The following is a 19,128-nucleotide window of genomic DNA, read 5'->3' as shown; positions in this document are numbered from 1 at the left end:
GATTGAGGTATTCCTATGAAAGAATGGATGAAGCGATGGTTGTGGTCAGATTGGGTCATATTATGTATACGGATCTCATGGTGGATCACGCTCGTGATTAGTCTATGCATATTGCATGAGCGAGGATTGCCGATACCACTTTGGGCAGCTATGGGGCTCTCCTTTGTTCCATTATTCATCCCGCTTTGGCTTCAACAGTATCATTTGCAGTGGTATTTGATTGCTGAAATTGTGTTGTCGGGGAGTTTTGTTATTTTCCTAAATCTGTATGGGATATCGAATGTATGGCAATATGCCCCGATTGTATTTGTCATTGGCTTTCTAAGCAGTAATCCTACTTACCGATGGACAGCGATTCTATCTTCTGGTGTCATTCCGTTTATTCTCGGCTGGGTAAGTAAAATAAGTTGGATTGATATTATTGTAGACGTCATTTTGCATTATGGGATTGTATTTGCCTTGGGATATGCCTTTCAATTAGCGGTACTTACGCATAGACAGGGGCAAGTGATCAAGGAGCAAAATCGGATTTTGGAACAACATGTGACTCAGGTTGAACAGATGACGTTAGTCGAGGAGCGAAATCGACTATCTAAGGAACTGCACGATACGATCGGCCATACGTTGACTTCACTCATTATGGGAATGGAGTCGCTGCGTCAGGCGGCAACAGGCGATCAGACTGAACGCATTGATGCTCTTCTGCGCTCTGCCCGCAGTGGATTAGAAGAAGTTCGAACTCACTTGCATCAAATGTCGTCATCTACCCTACCCGCATCTTTTACGACTTCTCTACACAAGCTGGTTAGCAAATTCAAGGATACAACAAGGATTGAAGTTAAGTATCGAACATTAGGTGAAGAGTATGCCGTGCCTAATCCGATCAAATTAACATTGTACCGTTGTCTACAGGAGGCATTGACGAATGCGGCTCGTCACGGACAAGCAACGGCCATCGAGGTTCATTTGCATTTCGAAGCGAATCAATTGCGTTTGCAAATTCAAGATAATGGGGTAGGTAATGAGCAGTTGCAGCCAGGCTTTGGGCTTTCGACGATGAAGGAGCGCTTGCTAGAGTTGTCAGGCCACTTATCCGTCCACTCTCATCGTGATGAAGGGACGGTCGTGCTCTGTACAGTGCCTAGAAATGATATTGTGCATAGCAAGATACGGCTTGTTATCGTCGACGATCAGCAGTTGATTGTCGATAGTCTTAGCATGATACTTGATAATCAACAGGATCTGCAGGTAGTAGGAACGGCCGGAAATGGAAAATTAGCCGTTGAGTTGTGCGAGCAGGTTCATCCAGATGTTATCTTGATGGATGTCCGTATGCCTGAAATGGATGGAATCGAAGCTTTACAAGTGATTAAGGAAAAGTGGCCTGATCTACAAGTGATCGTAATGAGTACCTTCAGTGATGTAGAACAAGCGGTGACCGCACTTCAGTACGGGGCAGTGGGATATTTGTTGAAATCCATACAGCCCAAGGAGTTAATCGACACGATTCGCCTCATTCATGCTGGAGGCATGTCCATCACCCAGGAGATCGCGGAGCAAGTATTCGAAGAGATGAAGCAGCAGCGGGTGCAGCTCAAGGAACGTGGGAATATCATTTGGGATAATTCATATGGATTAATTAAACGCGAGTTCGAGTTGTTGGATCTACTGCACCGTGGATCACGTTACAAAGCTATCGCCGCTAGCATGAATCTTTCGGAAGGAACGATCCGCAATTATATATCTATCCTCTATTCCAAGCTAGGCGTAAATAACAGGCAAGATGCAGTTGACAAGGCGAAGGAAGAAGGGTTGATTAGTTAGAAGAGAGAGCTTTGATAGATTAGTGGCAATAATCAACTTCTCCAAATAAGCCCGTGAAATTCACGGGCTGTTTTTATGCCTCAAATCCATTTATAGTATAATGAACTATTTATATTTATTATTAATTTCACTTGCCGAAGAATACAGTATATTCTATTTTTTCTATAAAGTAGTTCCATCTTTGTCCAGACAGCATCGCCAAAAATTATAAATGGAGCGATTGTTATGAAGAAAATTCCATTCTTGGCTTTATTGGCGGCTCTCTCGGTTATATCTATTGTGCCTGCTGCAAATGCAGAACAAGCATCGTCTCAAGTAAACGCATCATATGCTTCAACACCTAGTAACAATCCAACGATTTCAGCATCAACAAACATGCATTACGAAGGAACATTTGATTCAATATCTACTAATCTCCTCGTCAAAAAAAATATGATTGTTGATGAGGGTAAGTATGTAGCTGTGACAGCTTACGCAACATATCCAAAAGACACTTTACTCTACATGCAGTTTCAAAAAAAGAATGGAAGCTCATGGGATATGGTTAAAGAGGACATTTTCACCGACAATATTAAGGCACACACGTACACTAAACTTAAAGCGGGTACTTACCGAGTTCAATTGTGGTATAACGGTGCTCCAGGTGGTAAAATCACCAACGGCAAAGTGAAACTCGACTGGGTAGGCGAATAGATTCTTTTATCAAAAAGGCATCTCGTTCTAGAGATGTCTTTTTGTATCCCGCTTTTGCAAGACGTTAGACCCTAAAATTCAAAAGTCATTTTTCTTTCTTGTTGACTATATTCATTTTATTTTATATAATTATCTCGAATTAGAGATACTTTAGTCCAAGATAAAGTAGTGCCATCCCAAATAGCTGTTGTTCATATTTGTATAAATGCGAAACACGCAGGATACATTAATTGAGGATGGATGAAAAAGTATTGAATAATGATGTATTCAATTCATTTACAAATGTTTTCACAAGATATATCGATTTGAAGGATATTAGAATTATTAGGAGGAAGAAAACGATGACAAAAGATTTCTACACTGCACTTAAAGAAAGACGTACTTACTACGGAATCAATAAAGAGGTACAAGTATCAGATGAAAGAATTAAAGAAATCGTAGAATTTGCTGTGAAACACACACCGTCATCTTTCAATTCGCAAACTGCACGTTTGGTTGTATTGTCTGGTGAGGCACATAATAAATTGTGGGACATTACAACGGAAACATTGAGAAAAGTAGTTGGTGATGGAGACTTTTCAGGAACACAACAAAAGATGGATTCCTTCAAAGCAGGTTATGGTACCGTATTATTCTTTGAAGATGAGGCTGTAGTGAAATCACTTCAAGAACAATTTGCTTCATATGCTGACAACTTCCCAATTTGGTCAAACCAAGCATCAGGTATGCACCAATTAGTGGTGTGGGCAGGATTGGAAGCAGAGGGATTAGGAGCATCTTTACAGCATTACAATCCATTGATTGATGATGCAGTGAAAAAAGAATGGAATATCCCTGCTAATTGGAAACTTATTGCGCAAATGCCATTTGGTAATCCAACAGCTGCACCAGGTGAAAAGCAATTCAAACCGTTAGAAGAGCGTGTAAAGTTTCATAAGTAATTAAGTACTATATAAACGGAACATTCAATACAAAGAATCCATTTTGATTTGTCATTATTCAAAATGGATTCTTTTTTTGTGCCAATAAGTAATTTTCATAAGATTTCTTTGCAGTAGATTCTTGCATAACCTAGCCGAAGGATTGAGAAGGAAATCGTATACGCGTGCGAGATGTTCACTTTTTCTCACGATAAGCCGTTAATAAATAATATAGTAAATAATTGGACAGGTGAACTTTTTTGAATCCACCATAGTCTAATCGTTAGCTATACATAGAGAACCTAGTCGTTGAGAGAGGAGAAATTATGAAGTCAGTATTGGAAGTTAGAAAAGGCCGCATTGGCATTGGGTGGCTCATCGTTTGTTCGATGCTTATCTTGACCTTATCATGCCCAACAAGTTTATATGCCCAGAGCGACGCGGTATCGGTGACATACGGCAATCAGCCAGGTTCCGTTAAGGAGTTTGTGAAATATGACGTGAGTCCATCTAATTCTGTCACATTAGGTGCGGGTTCCTCCAAGTCGATTAAAGTATACGGATATGAATCCAATGGGAAAAAAGTATCGCTTGGATCGAAGGTGCAATGGCAGTCAGGCAATGAGCAAGTTGTGAAAATGAGCGGCGCAATAATTAAAGGAGTGGCGGAAGGAAGTACGATCGTTACAGGCGTATATGGATCACAAAGGTTTGATATTTCCGTACACGTTACTGCTACGATTAAAAAACTAATTGTAACTCCTACGAAGGTGGTACTGTCTCCCGGGAAGTCTGCGGCTTTTTCCGTTCAAGCGGTCTATGCGGGCGGGAGCACAAGAGATGTAACTTCACAGGTGACGGCGAAAGCGTCAGGTCAGGGCATCGATGTTGGCAGCGGTGTCGTTACGGCGGTGGGGCAGCCAAAGGGAAGCGTCAGTGTAAAACTGTATTATGGAGGGAAAGGTGTAACTCTTCCCGTTGTACTACAGGAAAACTTGGTGAGTATTGATGTTCAGCCTACATCTCTCGTGGTGGAAGCGGGAGCTGCGAAGCCCATTAAAGTAATCGGCACTTTATCGAGCGGCAAAAAGGTGTCTCTTGCTGGCAAGATAGCATGGAAGTCCGGCAATGATCAAATTGCCAAAGTAACCGTTTCCGGCGTAAAAGGACTTACGGAGGGAACGACGAGAATTGTGGGCGTGTACGGTGATCGTACGTTTGAAATCCCGGTTCAAGTCACACCAAAGTTGAAAAAGCTGACCGTTGTGGCATCAACGGCGAAGCTTGCGCCTCATCAGTCGACGAGCTATCGAGTACAGGCAGTATACAGCAGCGGTAACACGTCTGATGTCACGTCACTTGCCAAGTCGAAGTCGAACGGCAAGGCGACTGCCAATCAAGGGATGATTACTGCAGTAAGTAAAGGGAAGGCTGTCCTTACCTTTTCATATGGCGGCAAACAAGTATCTCTGCGCATCACAGTAGAGTAGGATGATCTTGAGTTCTAGTTCTATACAAGGCCTGCACAGGTTGATGACCTGTAGAAGTAAAGCATGATGTTCGTGTTGCTCGTGATGTCAGCGTCATGAAGATGTATATATCGGAAAGCGGCAGCTCAGGATTCGTCATTCCTGATACTGCCGCTTTTCATTTGCCATTATCGAGAATCTCTTCATTTCACAGGAACTATGTAGACGTCAATTAGACCTCTATCCGTAAGAATGTGCCCGTGCTTAGTCCGTAATAAGGAACCCGACCTTTTTGAGCGCTTCGCATACTTCATCCAATCGCTCTTCGCTTGGGGAGGTCAAGGTATGGAGATGAATTCCGTTCGTAAGCTCTGAGATGAAGGCTGCTCCGCTGCTGCGGATATTGTTCATGAAATCATATACCTCTTTGCGGGTATTAACGCGGATTTGTGCCGAGATTTGCCCGTATATGGGGTGTTCCACGATAACATCCTTGACGCCTACGCCATAATCGACGATAAGCAGCAGTTCTTCCTCACTTTGCTCGGGTGCGTGCTGAACAGCAATTACTCGCTCGAACAACGAGGCGTTTTCTTTTGTGCTTTGATCCATGTATACGTATCCTTGGCTAGTCGCGAGAATGGGTTCGTTGCGCGCCTTTAGCAAGGTCATATCTTGCACGATTACTTGGCGTGATACATTGGCTCGTTGGGCCAACTCGGTTCCCGTGAGTGGGGAGGAGGACTTCAGCCAATCCAGCAGCTTCGTTCGGCGCTCTTCGCCTGTCAGCTTGATGTTAGTCGCCAATTGGATTTGCTCCTTTCAAGGACGCCAGCAATGTTAATAGGCTGTCCAGATGCTCAGTAGTTGTGGATCTGCCGAAGGAAATGCGGATAAACCGAAGCGCTTCCTCCTTGCGAAGTCCAATAGCCGCAAGAGAGGGGGAATGCTCCTGATGACCTGCTGCACAGGCCGTTCCGGTCGAAATGCAGATTCCGTTGCGATTACATTCTAGCATAACATATTGGCCCTCCATCCCGTCAAAGAGGCACCCGGCAATATGTGGAGCAACTTCGGCGTATTGTTCGCTGACAACAGGGGTGAGTGGAATTCCAAGCCGCCCAGCTTGGGTGAACAAATAAGTATGAAGCTGCCGGAAGTGTGAGAAAAGCTCAGCTTGATTCTCCATGCAATGTTCGGCTGCGGTCACGAAGGCGCCAATACCGGGAACATTGACAGTGCCCCCACGAAATCCACGTTCGTGATTAGTTCCTAGAAGGACAGGCTGCCAAGGAACGCGTGGGTGAAGGAAGGCGGCTCCCACCCCTTTGGGGCCATACACTTTGTGGCTGGACAGCGAGCAGGCATCCACCCCCAACTGGCGGATATCAATCGGGAGCTTGCCAAATGTCTGAACCATATCACTATGCAGGAAAATGCCTCGTGCTCTGAGTAGAGGAGACAGCTCTGCCAGCGGCTGCACAATTCCTGTCTCGGAATTGGCATGCTGAATGGATACTAAGCCTGTGTCCGGTTCAAGTGCATGTTCAAGAATTTCCTTCGTAATGATGCCTCTCGCATTCGGCTCAATGAGCGTCACCCGGTACCCTAACCGTTCCAGATAGGGAATGGCATTACGGATGGAGGCATGCTCCATTACCGTTGTGACAAGATGCTTTCTCCCCTCTGGCAACCCGTTGAGAATGGATTGAATCGTCAATAGATTCGACTCCGATCCTCCGCTCGTAAAATATATGCCTTCCTTAACTCCGCCTATCATACTTGCCAGCTTCTCTCGGCAGTATTCCAGCACATTTGCTGCACGGCCGCCTGTGTCATGCAGGCTGTGACTATTGCCGTATGCTTCGCGGCTTAATTCGGTTAGTAGGTGCAGCGCACGTTCATCCATAGGTGCAGCAGCGGCGTAATCCAAATATATCAACGGTGAAAGTCCCCTTTATATTCTTGTTATTTGTTACTCATCATGCAGTCACTTTTCCTATGTCTATCCAGGAATGAGTTGCCTTTATCAAAATCCTTGCTTGCAAAGTGACTGAGCTTATTGTAATGTTGTATCAGATTTACTGTCAATACAAGTGTAAAGACACATGTATATTATATGATTATTTGTTTGTAAAGTTCATGCACTTATTTTCGAAATAAAGAAGTGAAGAGATATGGAAAAGGGAGAACACTCCGTTATTGTTGTGGGTTCTGGAGTCGCGGCACTGTCGTTACTATCCTCGCTGCCTCCACATATACACGCAACTGTATTAACCAAGGGAACGGTGTCAGACAGCAACTCGATTCTGGCACAAGGGGGGATTGCTACCTCCTACTTGCCAGATGATACGATGCTTAGTCATATCGCAGATACACTTGAAGCCGGAGCGGGGCATAACGACCTGAACATGGTGCAGACGGTCATTCGGGAGGGCAAGGAGATTATGCTTGAGCTTGTAGAGGCTCAGTTTCCTTTTGACCGTGATCGCGATGGCAGGCTAATGCTTGGACGTGAAGGTGCTCATCGTGCGAATCGGATCTTTCATGCTGGCGGTGACGCCTCTGGCAGGATGCTGGTGGAGTATTTGCTGCAGCAGATCCCGAGTCATGTTCAAATCCGTGAATATGTTACTGTAATTGATCTTCTTGTGGAGAAAGGGCACTGCAATGGTGTTGTTCTCCGAAGCAAGGAAGGGCAGATCGAGACGCTTCATGCTGATCATGTCGTGTTAGCCACAGGAGGATGTGGCAGCCTGTATCGCCATCACAGCAATCATCAGATTGCAACCGGCGATGGGCTAATGCTGGCCTATCGTGCAGGAGCGCATCTAACGGATCTTGAATTCATGCAGTTTCATCCGACCCTGCTTGTGAAGGACGACCGCAGCTATGGACTAGTGTCGGAAGCGGTGCGCGGGGAAGGCGGTGTGTTAATTGACGAGTATGGCCGCCGGATTATGGAAGGCAGACATGAACTTAAGGATTTGGCTCCACGTGATGTCGTAGCTCGAGTGATTCATGAAGAGATGCGGCAAGGGCATGCGGTGTATATGGATATTCAAGCATGTCTAGAGTTTCGAAGTCGCTTCCCGAGTATTACGCGACTTTGTGAAGAAGCTGGTGTAGATCTGGAGAAGGGACGGATTCCAGTAGCCCCGGGCATGCACTTCCTCATGGGGGGCATTCAAGTTAATGAATGGGCAGAGAGCAGTATTCACGGATTATTTGCGATTGGGGAAGCCGGCTGCAACGGACTCCATGGAGCTAATCGTCTAGCAAGCAATTCATTGTTGGAAGCACTAGTTACAGGGCGCAGGGCGGCAATGCGAATTCGTGCGAGTGAACTCGGGAAACTGGGATCACGGGCCGACGAGGTAGAGGCAAACGTTGTCAGAGGAACCAGAGCGACTGGAGCATTCACGGGTGAAGCAGCAATTACTGGCGAAGTAGGCATGGCTAAAGAAGTCGAGGCTGAAATAGTTGATGGTAATGTGCAGCACTCCATTTCGATACAGGTTCCGCAGACGTCGCTTGCTGAGCTTCAGCGTAGAATGACGGCGGCAGCAGCAATTGAACGGAATCGGGAACAATTGCAGGGCATGAAGCAGTGGTTAATGGAGATGCCGACACAGGCCTTAAAAGTGCAAAAAATCACAAGGGAACAGTTGGAGCTTGCGAACTTGTGGCAGCTGGCACAACTTGTTACCGAGTCTGCTTTGCTGCGGGAGGAGAGCCGCGGGGCTCATTACCGGAGCGATTGTCCGAATCGTGATTATCAAAATTGGGGAAGTAGACAAATTGTCCATTCCCTGACAGGAATTCAAATTGTGCGTAACGAAAGGATTGTGCCATCATGGAACGTTTTCAGTTAAGACGACTGCTGGAATCCTTCTATGCGGAGGATATCGGAAGCGGGGATCAGACATCGTCATTTCTATTTGACGGCGAACAGTGCAAAGCGGTTATTAAAAGTAAGGCTGCTGGATTGCTTGCAGGGACGGATGTCATTACAGAGGGCTTTCGGCTGATGTCAGAGGGGATTCAGATTTCCTTGCAGAAGCGAGATGGGGACTCTCTATCTAAGGGAGAACCAATAGCAGTCTTACAGGGACCTGCGGGAGCAATGCTGACTGGAGAGCGCGTTGTCCTGAACTTGCTGCAGCGCATGTCTGCGATTGCGACTCAGACGCGACAAGCGATTCGGCTGCTCGATGACGAGCATACCCGAATTTGTGATACGCGCAAGACGATGCCGGGTCTGCGCATGCTCGACAAGTATGCGGTGCGTGTAGGCGGCGGCTATAATCATCGCTTCGGTCTATATGACGGCATTATGATCAAGGACAATCATATTGCGGCTTGCGGCTCGATCACAGAGGCGGTTAGACGAGCGCGATCTTATGCCGGCCACATGATTCGGATTGAGGTAGAGATTGAATCGGAGGCACAGCTGTTGGAGGCCATTGCCGCGCAGGCAGATGTCATTATGTTCGATAACCGCTCACCGGAAGAAGTGAAGCACTTCGCATCATTAACACCAGAAAGCATCATAACTGAGGCATCAGGCGGCATTACATTTAACACGCTTCACCAGTATCGGGGAACAGGTGTGGATTATATATCGCTCGGATTTTTGACTCATTCAGTACACAGTCTAGACATTAGCATGGATGTAGAACTTCGTTAAGGAACAGAGGAGGAGAGAGACGATGTCCATATTGGAAGTGATGAGAGGCGGCGAACATGGCATGATGCCTGAGCACTATAAGCGGCTGAGTGTGGTAGAGATGGAGCAGCGGGTGCGTGATATCAAGCAGCGGTTCGGCTCGAGATTGTTGATTCCCGGCCACCATTATCAGAAGGATGAGGTCATTCAGTTTGCCGACATTACAGGGGACTCGCTGCAGCTTGCTCAGCGAATTACAGATGCAGAGTTTATTGTCTTTTGTGGTGTTCACTTCATGGCAGAGACGGCTGACATGCTGTCATCTTCGAGTCAAGTCGTTGTGCTCCCAGATATGCGTGCTGGCTGTTCGATGGCGGATATGGCCAATATGCAGCAGACCGAGGTGGCGTGGGAACGTCTGCAGGCAGTGTATGGAGACACCATTATTCCGTTAACCTATGTCAATTCATCGGCTGAGATTAAAGCCTTCGTTGGCCGACATGGAGGCGCGACAGTAACTTCATCTAACGCGAAGGAAGTATTGGCATGGGCGTTCAAGCAGAAGGAACGAATCCTCTTCCTGCCGGATCAGCATCTAGGGCGGAATACGGCTTATGATCTGGGCATTCCGCTGCACGACATGGCGTTGTGGGATCCGGAGCTGAGGGAGCTGGTAACAGATCGTGAGGATGTGCAAGCCATTCAGGTTATCTTATGGAAGGGACATTGCTCTGTACATGAGAAATTTACAGAAGATAATATTCGCAGTGTTCGGGAACGGGATTCGGAGATTCACATTATCGTTCACCCTGAATGCTCGCGTGAAGTCGTAGCGTTATCGGATTATGCAGGATCCACGAAGTATATCATTGATACGATCAATGCCGCGGAACCCGGAACGAAGTGGGCCATTGGAACGGAAATGAATCTCGTGAACCGCATCATCCATACTCACCCGGATCAGCAGATTGAATCGCTCAATCCGAATATGTGCCCGTGCTTAACGATGAATCGGATCGACTTGCCTCATTTGCTCTGGTCATTGGAGCAGATTGACCAAGGCAAGCCGGTAGGCATCATTACGGTGCCAGAATCGATCAAGGTCGATGCTGTTAAGGCGCTGGATCGAATGCTGCAGATTTAGGTAAGAGCTATTAGAGGCGAGCGCATTATTAGGAGATAACTATATATTGCTGATTGAGAGCCGCAGGTGCATAGAGCATGTACACGCTATTTTCCATTATACCCAGCAATGGTTTCACAGTATCGACACCAATATACTATAGGGGGGTATGGTATACTGTGTGTGAATACGAATCAAACACCATGCGTAAGGGAGAGGTCTTGGATGGAAATCGCAATCATGCTATACGATGGAATCACAGCCTTAGACGCAATTGGGCCCTATGAAGTATTTGCGGCTACAATGAAATGCAACGTGAAGTTTGTCGCCAAAGAAAAAGGGTTGATTAAATTAGATTCGAAAATGGGCTATATGCATGCCGATTACAGCTTTTCGGAGATTACTTCAGCTGATATTCTTGTCGTTCCTGGCTGCAGCCCACCAAACTATAAAGCTCCGATGAATGATGAAGCGACGTTGAATTGGATACGCCAATTGCATGAGACCACAACTTGGACGACATCGGTGTGCAACGGTTCTTTGATTTTGAGTGCTGCTGGCTTGTTGAATGGTGCCAAGGCGACAAGTCATTGGGGATCCTTCGAACTGCTTCGTTCGCTTGGAGCCATTCCAACAGATGAGAGAGTGGTTCGTCATGGCAAAATCGTCACAGCGGCCGGCATCTCTTCCGGTATCGACATGGCACTCCAAGTGGTAGCCTGGGAAATGGGTGAAGAGATGAGCAAAGGAGTGCAGTTGATTTTGGAATATGATCCTCAGCCTCCGTTTGATGCTGGTTCGCCCCATAAAGCGCCGGCGCCATTGGTAGAACAGATACGAGGAATGCTTCAACAGTTTTCACAGAAGGAACCGAATTTATAAATTGCAATACGTCTATCAGGTCTGGATACAGACTGACGAGGATTAGAACAGAGAGATATATCAGCAGCTGAAAATAGAAAGCAGCAGTCTAGGACTTTATTCGGGTGCTAGACTGCTGCTTTTTCATTTCCTAGACGACCTACATTACATTACTTCAGCAACGCAAGCGTCGCTCTGATCGCATTATCAATAAATGATTGCTGTGGACGAGACTTCAACATAACAGTCAGTCCAATTAGCGAGATGATGAGCGCTTGTGACAAAGCCTTCGCTTCTATATGGGCATCGAGCTCGCCTGATTGAATCCCGCGTTCTATCGTTTCTTGAAAAATGACAGACAAGTACATTTGATGTTCTCTTGTTAGAATTTCGAATTTCTCATCATGAGGCGCAAGTTCGACCATGGTATTAATGCAAAAACAACCCCGACTGCAATCACCTGCGTATTCCTCAGCAACCACATCTGCAAAAAACGCAGCAAATGCTTCTTTGACAGAAGAGTGGCTTTGAAGCTTGTCGCGTGTCTCAGAAGCCCGGGACATCATGTATTTGCGCAGCGCAGTTTCGAACAATTCTTTTTTGTCTCCAAAGGCAGCGTATATGCTAGGGCGCTGAATACCCATTCTGGAGGTTAGATCGCTTAACGAGGTAGCCTCATATCCCTTCTCCCAAAATAGCTGCATGGCCGCATCTAATACTTTACCTTCGTCAAATTCACGAGTTCTTGCCACAATACATACCTCTCTTTTTACGTACTGACCAGTATGCTATTATTTTACGATTTGCTGTTCTTTTTGTCAAATATAGGTCGGACTATCCTAATTGAGAGAGGATGGACATTTCAACAAACGCTAATGAATTCAAATATACTTGTTGACAATAGGAGTTGGCGTGAGCTATATTAACTGGGAATTATAACATACCGATCGGTAAAGTATGATAATCACTAAGTTAAGCGAATGGAGGTAAGTGTGTCCAACATGGAGGAGGTTCTAGAAAAGGCAGAGATTCATGCCCATGCCAAGGGGAATTCCGCAACACAGCTTACGTCTGATTCTGATCAGCACACGGCGATGTCTCGTTATGTGATCCTGCTGTTTGCGGCTGCTTGCGGCATGTCTGTCGCCAATATCTACTTCGCCCAGCCACTGCTCGATCAGCTGTCGGTTGAGTTTGGTATTGAGCATTCGATTATTGGCATCGTTATTACGATCACTCAGATCTTTTATGGGCTGGGATTGCTTCTGCTGGTACCGCTTGGGGATTTGTTGAACCAACGTCGGTTAATTATTGGACAGATGCTATTGTCCATGATTGCTCTCGTTATCGTGGGAACGGCTCCTACCAGCACCGTTCTATTTGTTGGCATGGCATTGGTGGGGCTGCTTGCCGTAGTGACGCAGACGCTTGTGGCGCTTGCGGCAACGATGGCTGCTCCCGCTGAACGAGGACGCGTCGTTGGCATGGTCACAAGCGGAATTGTCATCGGCATTCTGCTTGCAAGGTCCATTGCTGGTATTGTAACGGATCTTGCAGGTTGGCGTGCCGTATATCTAGTCTCCGCCACGCTGCTGCTATTTATCGTTTGTATGTTTGCTAGAGTGCTGCCCCATATTGAGCGTGAAGTCATATCACTGTCCTATCCTCAGCTGCTCGGATCCGTGATTACGTTGTTTGTACAAGAACGGATGCTGCGTATCCGCTCTGTCCTGGCGCTGCTGATTTTTGCTGATTTCAGCATTTTGTGGACTTCACTCGTACTGCCGCTTAGTGCGCCGCCGCTATCGCTTTCACACAGTGCTATCGGGGCGTTTGGACTAGCGGGTGTTGCCGGAGCGTTAGCGGCAGCACGAGCGGGGAAGCTGGCTGATCGAGGCTATGGACAGAGAACGACTGGCTTTTCTCTGGTTCTACTGCTGCTCTCATGGTTGTTCATCCGCTATACGGAGCAGTCCTTATTCGCATTAATGATTGGCATAGTTCTGCTGGACTTGGCGGTGCAAGCCGTACACGTCACGAATCAGACGATGATCCTTCCTTTGCGCGCGGAGGCGCGCAGTCGACTAACTGCCGGATACATGGTGTTTTATTCGATCGGCAGCGCAAGCGGCTCAATTGCTTCAACCCATGTCTATGCACATTATGGCTGGGGCGGCGTATGCTTGCTTGGAGCCTCAGTCAGTGCAGCAGCTCTCCTTTTTTGGGCAATGACCAGACGCGTTGGGGCTGCTGCATGAAGGTAAGCTGCAGTCCTATAATCTTCAGACTCAGCATCATGAATCGGGTTGCTTATCACCTCACTCAATCGCGAGGACTATGCGGCATCTTCACTTGCAATTGTGTTGGCAGCGGCTGCATCACAGATGTTGGATGTGATGGCAAGGGCGCTTAATCCCTACGTCTGTGAATGCACCATACTTGACAGAAATGAATACACATGTAATAGTAGATGAAATGGATATATTTGCCTATCTAATTCAAATGAAAGGGCGATGCATAGTGATGCGCGTTCATCATTGTTACTGGGATGAGCAATTTCATAGGTCGGCCCTTTTGAACAAGAGGCTGTGTGGAAGCTAACAACTTCCGCACAGCCTCTTTCTTTTGGTAAAGCAAGAAAGGAGAGGGATGGTTGTGGCAGTTAAACATTTGCATCAAGAAGAGCATACGGGGCCAATCACGCTGGACGGAGGACAATTGACACTAGGTCAACTGGCTACGATTGCCTATGATTACGCCCCAGTTGTTCTCGCATCAGACGCTGTGCAGCGCGTCACGCGATGCCGTGAGATGGTCGAGGAATTCGTGGATGCGAATAAAGTGGTATATGGGGTGACCACCGGATTCGGCAAGTTCAGCGATGTCATGATTTCACCAGAGGATTCGGCAGAATTGCAAGCCAACTTAATTCGGAGCCATGCCTGTGCCGTTGGTTCTTCCTTGCCAGAGGCAGCGGTGCGCACGATCATGCTGCTGCGGGCGAACGCCCTCGCAAAGGGCTTCTCCGGCATTCGTCTGGAAACGCTTCAATTGCTTATTGACTGTCTGAATCGGGGCGTTCATCCGGTGATCCCTGAGCAGGGATCGCTTGGCGCGAGCGGAGATTTGGCCCCATTGTCGCACTTGGCGCTGGTTCTAATGGGTGAAGGGGAAGCTGTCTATCATGGAACGCGCTTGTCCGGTCATGATGCATTGGCATCGGCAGGTCTGAAGCCCGTACAGCTGCAGGCCAAGGAAGGGCTGTCGCTAATCAATGGCACACAGATTATGACAGCAATCGGTGCACTGACTTATGTGCATGCACTACGGCTTGCCAAGACGGCGGATGCGATCGCAGCTCTGACGGTGGAGTGCTTGCATGGGATTACGGATGCGTTCGCGGATGAGCTTCAGCGCGTCCGGCCGTATCCAGAGCAGATTGGCGTCGCTGCCAATCTGAGAACACTGCTGAGCGGCAGCCGGTTGACGACGAAGCAAGGCGATATTCGTGTGCAGGATGCCTATTCCCTGCGCTGCTTGCCTCAGGTTCATGGCGCATCACGACAGGTACTTGCTTATGTAGAGGATAAGTTGAATGTGGAGATGAATGCAGCGACCGATAATCCGCTCTTGTTTTTGGAACAGGGCACAGTCATCTCGGGCGGGAATTTTCATGGACAGCCGATGGCGTTTGCGATGGATTTCTTGAAAATTGGGATGAGCGAGCTGGCCAACATCGCGGAGCGGCGCACGGAGCGGCTTGTCAATCCAGCATTGTCTGGTGGGCTGCCTGCTTTCCTTAGCCATCAGCCGGGTATGGCGTCTGGCATGATGATTCCGCAGTACGTGAGCGCATCGCTCGTCTCGGAGAACAAAGTGTTGGCTCATCCGGCGAGCGTCGACTCGATCCCTTCCTCCGCCAATCAGGAGGATCATGTATCGATGGGGACGACGGCTGCCCGCCATGCGGCACAAGTGGTAGACAATGTGTCCAAGGTGCTGGCCATTGAGCTGATCTGCGCGGCAGAAGCCGCCGAGTTCCGAGGCGCAGAGAAGCTGGCTCCTTCGACGCGTGCACTCTTCGACTTAGTGCGCAAGCTTGTACCGCCAGTAACGACGGATCGCTCTCTAAGCAAGGAGATTGAAGAAGTAGCATCTGCGCTTAGCAGAGGGGAGTTCCTTCATGCCGTAGAGGAAGTAGCAGGCCGATTATATTAAGTCGACTTCAAGAAGAGTACATCATGTTTCATATGAAAAGGAGGCGTAACAAGATGAATCAGGTAAAGAGAAGCATTCGTGCACCGCGCGGTAACGAAATAACATGCAAGGGGTGGGTTCAGGAAGCAGCCATGCGCATGCTGATGAACAATTTGGATCCAGAAGTGGCGGAACGACCGGAAGACTTGGTGGTCTATGGCGGGATTGGCAAGGCGGCACGCAACTGGCCTTCCTACGAGGCCATTGTCCGTGAACTGCAGCGGCTGGAGAGCGATGAGACGCTGCTTATTCAATCCGGCAAGCCGGTCGGTGTATTCCGCACACATGAGCGGGCACCCCGCGTACTCTTGTCGAACTCTGTGCTCGTACCGAATTGGGCGAACTGGGATCACTTCCGCGAGCTCGAACGCAAAGGGCTGATGATGTATGGTCAGATGACTGCGGGAAGCTGGATTTATATTGGGACGCAAGGCATTCTCCAAGGCACATATGAAACGTTCGCGGAAGCTGCCCGCCAGCATGCGGGAGGAACGCTTCGCGGCACGCTTACATTAACGGCTGGTCTTGGCGGCATGGGTGGTGCCCAGCCTCTTGCTGTGACGATGAATGATGGCGTCGTGATTGCAGTCGAGGCAGATCGTTCTCGGATTGAACGCCGCATTGAAACGCGTTACTGTGATGTATTGGCCGAGACCCTGGATGAAGCATTGGAACTCGCAATTCAAGCAATCAATGAGCAGAGGCCGTTATCGATCGGATTGCTTGGCAATGCGGCCGAGCTATTCCCTGAATTTGTACGCCGCGGCATCAAGCCCGACTTCGTAACCGACCAGACTTCTGCTCATGATCCGCTCAACGGTTACATCCCAGCTGGTTACAGCTTGGAGGATGCTGCTGCTCTTCGCGTCCGTGATCCGAAGCATTATATCGAGCTGGCGAAGGCCAGTATGGCGGTTCACGTGCAGGCGATGCTGGACTTGCAGAAGCTCGGGTCTGTTGTGTTTGATTACGGCAACAATATTCGCCAAGTGGCATTCGATCAAGGTGTGCAAGACGCGTTCGCATTTCCAGGCTTTGTTCCGGCTTATATTCGTCCGCTCTTCTGCGAGGGCAAAGGGCCGTTCCGCTGGGCCGCCTTATCGGGCGATCCAGAAGATATTCGCAAGACAGATGAACTCGTATTGAAGCTGTTCCCGGATAATGATCATTTGCGCCGCTGGATTGCGATGGCCCAAGAGAGGGTGTCCTTCCAAGGCCTGCCGGCCCGTATTTGCTGGCTCGGATATGGAGATCGCGCCAAGTTCGGCTTGGCGATTAATGAGATGGTGAAGTCAGGCGAGCTTAGCGCTCCGATTGTTATTGGCCGCGATCATCTCGACTGCGGCTCCGTTGCTTCCCCGAACCGCGAGACGGAGGGGATGAAGGACGGCTCTGACGCTGTAGGAGACTGGGCAATCTTGAATGCACTTATTAATACATCGGCAGGGGCCTCTTGGGTATCCGTCCATCATGGCGGCGGCGTTGGCATGGGATATTCCTTGCACGCCGGTATGGTCGTCGTTGCCGACGGCACGGATGAAGCTGCGGAACGGCTGCGCTGCGTCTTGACGACCGATCCAGGGATGGGGGTCATCCGCCACGTAGACGCAGGATATGACGAAGCGGTTGCAACCGCGGAGCAGCATGGAATCTGTATTCCAATGCGCAGCAGTCATGACAGCACGGGAAATTGCCGATAGTAGTGGATTAAAAGTTGCTGACTGCGAGTTGACGACTGAAATTTTCTAACTACTAACTGCGAATAAATAAACTACTAACTACTTGCTCACTAAAGGTACTAACGGCGAAGTACCAACGGAATATTTCCTAACCTTAATACACAGCGAGGGAGGTTGCTTTCATTGGAACAGATTGATTTGCTTCTAACAGGTATCGGATGTTTATACACCCCCGAAGGTAATGGACCCAGATATGGGGAAGAGATGGGGCGAATTCAGGAAATTGCGAATGCAGCAGTCGCCATTGATAAGGGAAAGATCGTATTGGTCGGACATAAGGATGAAGTGATGGCTGCCTTGGCAGGAGCAGCTATTCGCGAGACGATTGATGTCGGAGGCCGCATCGTGACGCCTGGGTTAGTCGATCCGCATACGCATCTCGTTCATGGCGGCTCCCGTGAGCACGAGCTAGCGATGAAGCGCTCAGGAGTGCCCTACCTTGATATTCTGGCGAAGGGCGGCGGAATTCTAAGCACGGTCAAATCGACTCGGCAATGGAGCGAGCAAGAACTGTACGACAAGGCTTATCGAAGCCTGAATGAAATGCTGCTTCAGGGGGTGACCACGATCGAGGCGAAGAGCGGCTATGGCCTGAACTTGGAGACAGAACTGAAGCAGTTGCGCGTCTCGCGTCGACTTCATGATACGCATCCGGTGGACATTGCCTCTACCTTTATGGGAGCACACGCTGTACCGGAAGAGTATAAGGGGCGGACAGAGGAATTCGTGGCCGTAATCATTGAGGAAATGCTCCCGGCCATTGCAGCAGAAGGATTAGCGGAATTTTGCGACATCTTTTGCGAAGAAGGCGTATTTGACGTGGAGCAATCCCGTGTTATCTTGATGGAGGGCAGACACCATGGACTTATTCCGAAAATCCATGCAGATGAAATTGTTGCACTAGGCGGCTCTGAACTGGCGCAAGAGGTGGGAGCGATCTCAGCTGAGCATCTGGTAATGACAACCGATCAAGGATTAGCTAGTCTGGCCGCAGGGAAGGTTGTTCCGGTTCTGCTTCCGGGAACGACCTTCAACCTTGGTCTATCCCAGCATGCCCGCGCCCGCGATATGATCGACAAGTTCCGGCTGCCTGTCGCTCTCTCGACCGACTACAATCCGGGATCATGCCCGACGGAATCGATCCAGCTCATCATCATGCTGGCATCCTTGAATTTGAAAATGCAGCCTGAAGAGATTCTGACAGCATGCACGTTGAATGCAGCTGCTGCGATCGGACGTGCAGCAGACATCGGCTCTATCGAAGTCGGCAAGCGGGCAGACTTGACCATCTTCGATGCTCCTAATCTAGCCTACTTGCCGTATCATTTCGGCATCAATCATACATTCGGCGTCATCAAGAACGGCATGCAGGTTGTATGGAACCGTGCCTTAACGGCACAAGCGTAAGATTTTCTTGTAAAGAATCGACAGTTATCATACGACCTAATCTGGGGGTGTCCCAAAAGTCTAAAAAGATTTGGGACGCCCCCTTGTTTTCAAATATGTAAAACAAAAAGAAACCGTTCTTTAGTAAAATGGAAGTACCACCCACCATTTACGAAAGGAACGGTTT

General features: G+C 48.4%; 15 protein-coding genes. 12 read left to right on the top strand and 3 right to left on the bottom strand.

The window, feature by feature from the left end:
* Window positions 1–15: 15 nt before the first annotated feature.
* From RQP50_RS29000 to RQP50_RS28985, 4 genes are all read left to right on the top strand, one after another.
* A complete protein-coding gene (locus RQP50_RS29000; RefSeq protein ID WP_315747468.1) occupies window positions 16–1,824 on the top strand; it encodes a hybrid sensor histidine kinase/response regulator transcription factor in 1,809 nt (602 codons plus the stop codon).
* A 225-nt stretch (window positions 1,825–2,049) separates the two neighbouring features.
* On the top strand, window positions 2,050–2,517 hold the full coding sequence (locus tag RQP50_RS28995; RefSeq protein ID WP_315747467.1) for a hypothetical protein: 468 nt from the start codon (window positions 2,050–2,052) through the stop codon (window positions 2,515–2,517).
* A gap of 341 nt (window positions 2,518–2,858) precedes the next feature.
* The gene (locus tag RQP50_RS28990) at window positions 2,859–3,458 is read left to right on the top strand and encodes a nitroreductase family protein (protein ID WP_315747466.1); all 600 of its coding nucleotides are present in this window, start codon (window positions 2,859–2,861) and stop codon (window positions 3,456–3,458) included.
* A 305-nt stretch (window positions 3,459–3,763) separates the two neighbouring features.
* Window positions 3,764–4,927: an Ig-like domain-containing protein gene (locus tag RQP50_RS28985; protein ID WP_315747465.1), complete on the top strand. Its 1,164-nt coding sequence runs from the start codon at window positions 3,764–3,766 to the stop codon at window positions 4,925–4,927.
* Window positions 4,928–5,170: 243 nt separating this feature from the next.
* Here the strand turns inward: RQP50_RS28985 and RQP50_RS28980 are convergent, their stop codons facing one another.
* Both RQP50_RS28980 and RQP50_RS28975 read right to left on the bottom strand, forming a co-directional pair.
* Window positions 5,171–5,713: a transcription repressor NadR gene (locus tag RQP50_RS28980; protein WP_021259883.1), complete on the bottom strand. Its 543-nt coding sequence runs from the start codon at window positions 5,711–5,713 to the stop codon at window positions 5,171–5,173.
* Window positions 5,703–6,848, bottom strand: coding sequence for an IscS subfamily cysteine desulfurase (locus RQP50_RS28975; RefSeq protein ID WP_315747464.1), 1,146 nt, complete (start codon window positions 6,846–6,848; stop codon window positions 5,703–5,705). Before RQP50_RS28975 ends, RQP50_RS28980 begins: the two co-directional genes overlap by 11 nt.
* A gap of 235 nt (window positions 6,849–7,083) precedes the next feature.
* On the opposite strand from RQP50_RS28975, the gene nadB reads away from it, so the two are divergent.
* The 4 genes from nadB to RQP50_RS28955 all read left to right on the top strand — a co-directional run bounded on the left by nadB (window position 7,084) and on the right by RQP50_RS28955 (window position 11,580).
* Window positions 7,084–8,781, top strand: a complete 1,698-nt coding sequence (nadB, locus tag RQP50_RS28970; RefSeq protein ID WP_315747463.1) for an L-aspartate oxidase — start codon at window positions 7,084–7,086, stop codon at window positions 8,779–8,781.
* A complete protein-coding gene (gene nadC, locus RQP50_RS28965) occupies window positions 8,763–9,596 on the top strand; it encodes a carboxylating nicotinate-nucleotide diphosphorylase (protein WP_315747462.1) in 834 nt (277 codons plus the stop codon). The genes nadB and nadC overlap by 19 nt, the downstream gene beginning before the upstream one ends.
* Before the next feature lie 22 nt (window positions 9,597–9,618).
* Window positions 9,619–10,719, top strand: a complete 1,101-nt coding sequence (gene nadA, locus RQP50_RS28960) for a quinolinate synthase NadA (protein WP_315747461.1) — start codon at window positions 9,619–9,621, stop codon at window positions 10,717–10,719.
* A gap of 204 nt (window positions 10,720–10,923) precedes the next feature.
* Entirely contained in the window at window positions 10,924–11,580 is a 657-nt protein-coding gene (locus RQP50_RS28955; RefSeq protein WP_315747460.1) for a DJ-1/PfpI family protein, read from the top strand.
* Window positions 11,581–11,729: 149 nt separating this feature from the next.
* Here the strand turns inward: RQP50_RS28955 and RQP50_RS28950 are convergent, their stop codons facing one another.
* Window positions 11,730–12,311, bottom strand: coding sequence for a TetR/AcrR family transcriptional regulator (locus RQP50_RS28950; protein ID WP_021259688.1), 582 nt, complete (start codon window positions 12,309–12,311; stop codon window positions 11,730–11,732).
* Window positions 12,312–12,653: 342 nt separating this feature from the next.
* Between RQP50_RS28950 and RQP50_RS28945 the strand changes: the two genes are divergently transcribed.
* From RQP50_RS28945 to hutI, 4 genes are all read left to right on the top strand, one after another.
* Complete coding sequence (locus tag RQP50_RS28945) at window positions 12,654–13,817, top strand: MFS transporter (RefSeq protein ID WP_315747492.1); 1,164 nt, start codon at window positions 12,654–12,656, stop codon at window positions 13,815–13,817.
* 397 nt (window positions 13,818–14,214) lie between these two features.
* A complete protein-coding gene (gene hutH, locus RQP50_RS28940) occupies window positions 14,215–15,777 on the top strand; it encodes a histidine ammonia-lyase (RefSeq protein ID WP_072727621.1) in 1,563 nt (520 codons plus the stop codon).
* Window positions 15,778–15,830: 53 nt separating this feature from the next.
* Complete coding sequence (hutU, locus tag RQP50_RS28935) at window positions 15,831–17,516, top strand: urocanate hydratase (RefSeq protein ID WP_072727620.1); 1,686 nt, start codon at window positions 15,831–15,833, stop codon at window positions 17,514–17,516.
* Between the two features lie 162 nt (window positions 17,517–17,678).
* The gene (gene hutI / locus RQP50_RS28930; RefSeq protein WP_315747459.1) at window positions 17,679–18,962 is read left to right on the top strand and encodes an imidazolonepropionase; all 1,284 of its coding nucleotides are present in this window, start codon (window positions 17,679–17,681) and stop codon (window positions 18,960–18,962) included.
* Window positions 18,963–19,128: the final 166 nt, after the last annotated feature.

Origin of the sequence: Paenibacillus suaedae (genome assembly GCF_032337355.1) — a bacterium.
Lineage (GTDB): Bacteria > Bacillota > Bacilli > Paenibacillales > Paenibacillaceae > Paenibacillus_B > Paenibacillus_B suaedae.
The sequence above is the reverse complement of the archived record's forward strand: the minus strand, read 5'-3'. Positions and strand labels throughout refer to the sequence as shown.

Bases quoted from the DNA above. Each gene is read 5' to 3' on its own strand.
- hutU (WP_072727620.1), top strand. From the start codon at position 15,831: ATGAATCAGGTAAAGAGAAGCATTCGTGCACCGCGCGGTAACGAAATA.
- RQP50_RS28990 (WP_315747466.1), top strand. From the start codon at position 2,859: ATGACAAAAGATTTCTACACTGCACTTAAAGAAAGACGTACTTACTAC.
- nadA (WP_315747461.1), top strand. From the start codon at position 9,619: ATGTCCATATTGGAAGTGATGAGAGGCGGCGAACATGGCATGATGCCT.
- RQP50_RS28995 (WP_315747467.1), top strand. From the start codon at position 2,050: ATGAAGAAAATTCCATTCTTGGCTTTATTGGCGGCTCTCTCGGTTATA.
- RQP50_RS28945 (WP_315747492.1), top strand. From the start codon at position 12,654: ATGTCTCGTTATGTGATCCTGCTGTTTGCGGCTGCTTGCGGCATGTCT.
- RQP50_RS29000 (WP_315747468.1), top strand. From the start codon at position 16: ATGAAAGAATGGATGAAGCGATGGTTGTGGTCAGATTGGGTCATATTA.
- RQP50_RS28985 (WP_315747465.1), top strand. From the start codon at position 3,764: ATGAAGTCAGTATTGGAAGTTAGAAAAGGCCGCATTGGCATTGGGTGG.
- RQP50_RS28955 (WP_315747460.1), top strand. From the start codon at position 10,924: ATGGAAATCGCAATCATGCTATACGATGGAATCACAGCCTTAGACGCA.
- nadC (WP_315747462.1), top strand. From the start codon at position 8,763: ATGGAACGTTTTCAGTTAAGACGACTGCTGGAATCCTTCTATGCGGAG.
- nadB (WP_315747463.1), top strand. From the start codon at position 7,084: ATGGAAAAGGGAGAACACTCCGTTATTGTTGTGGGTTCTGGAGTCGCG.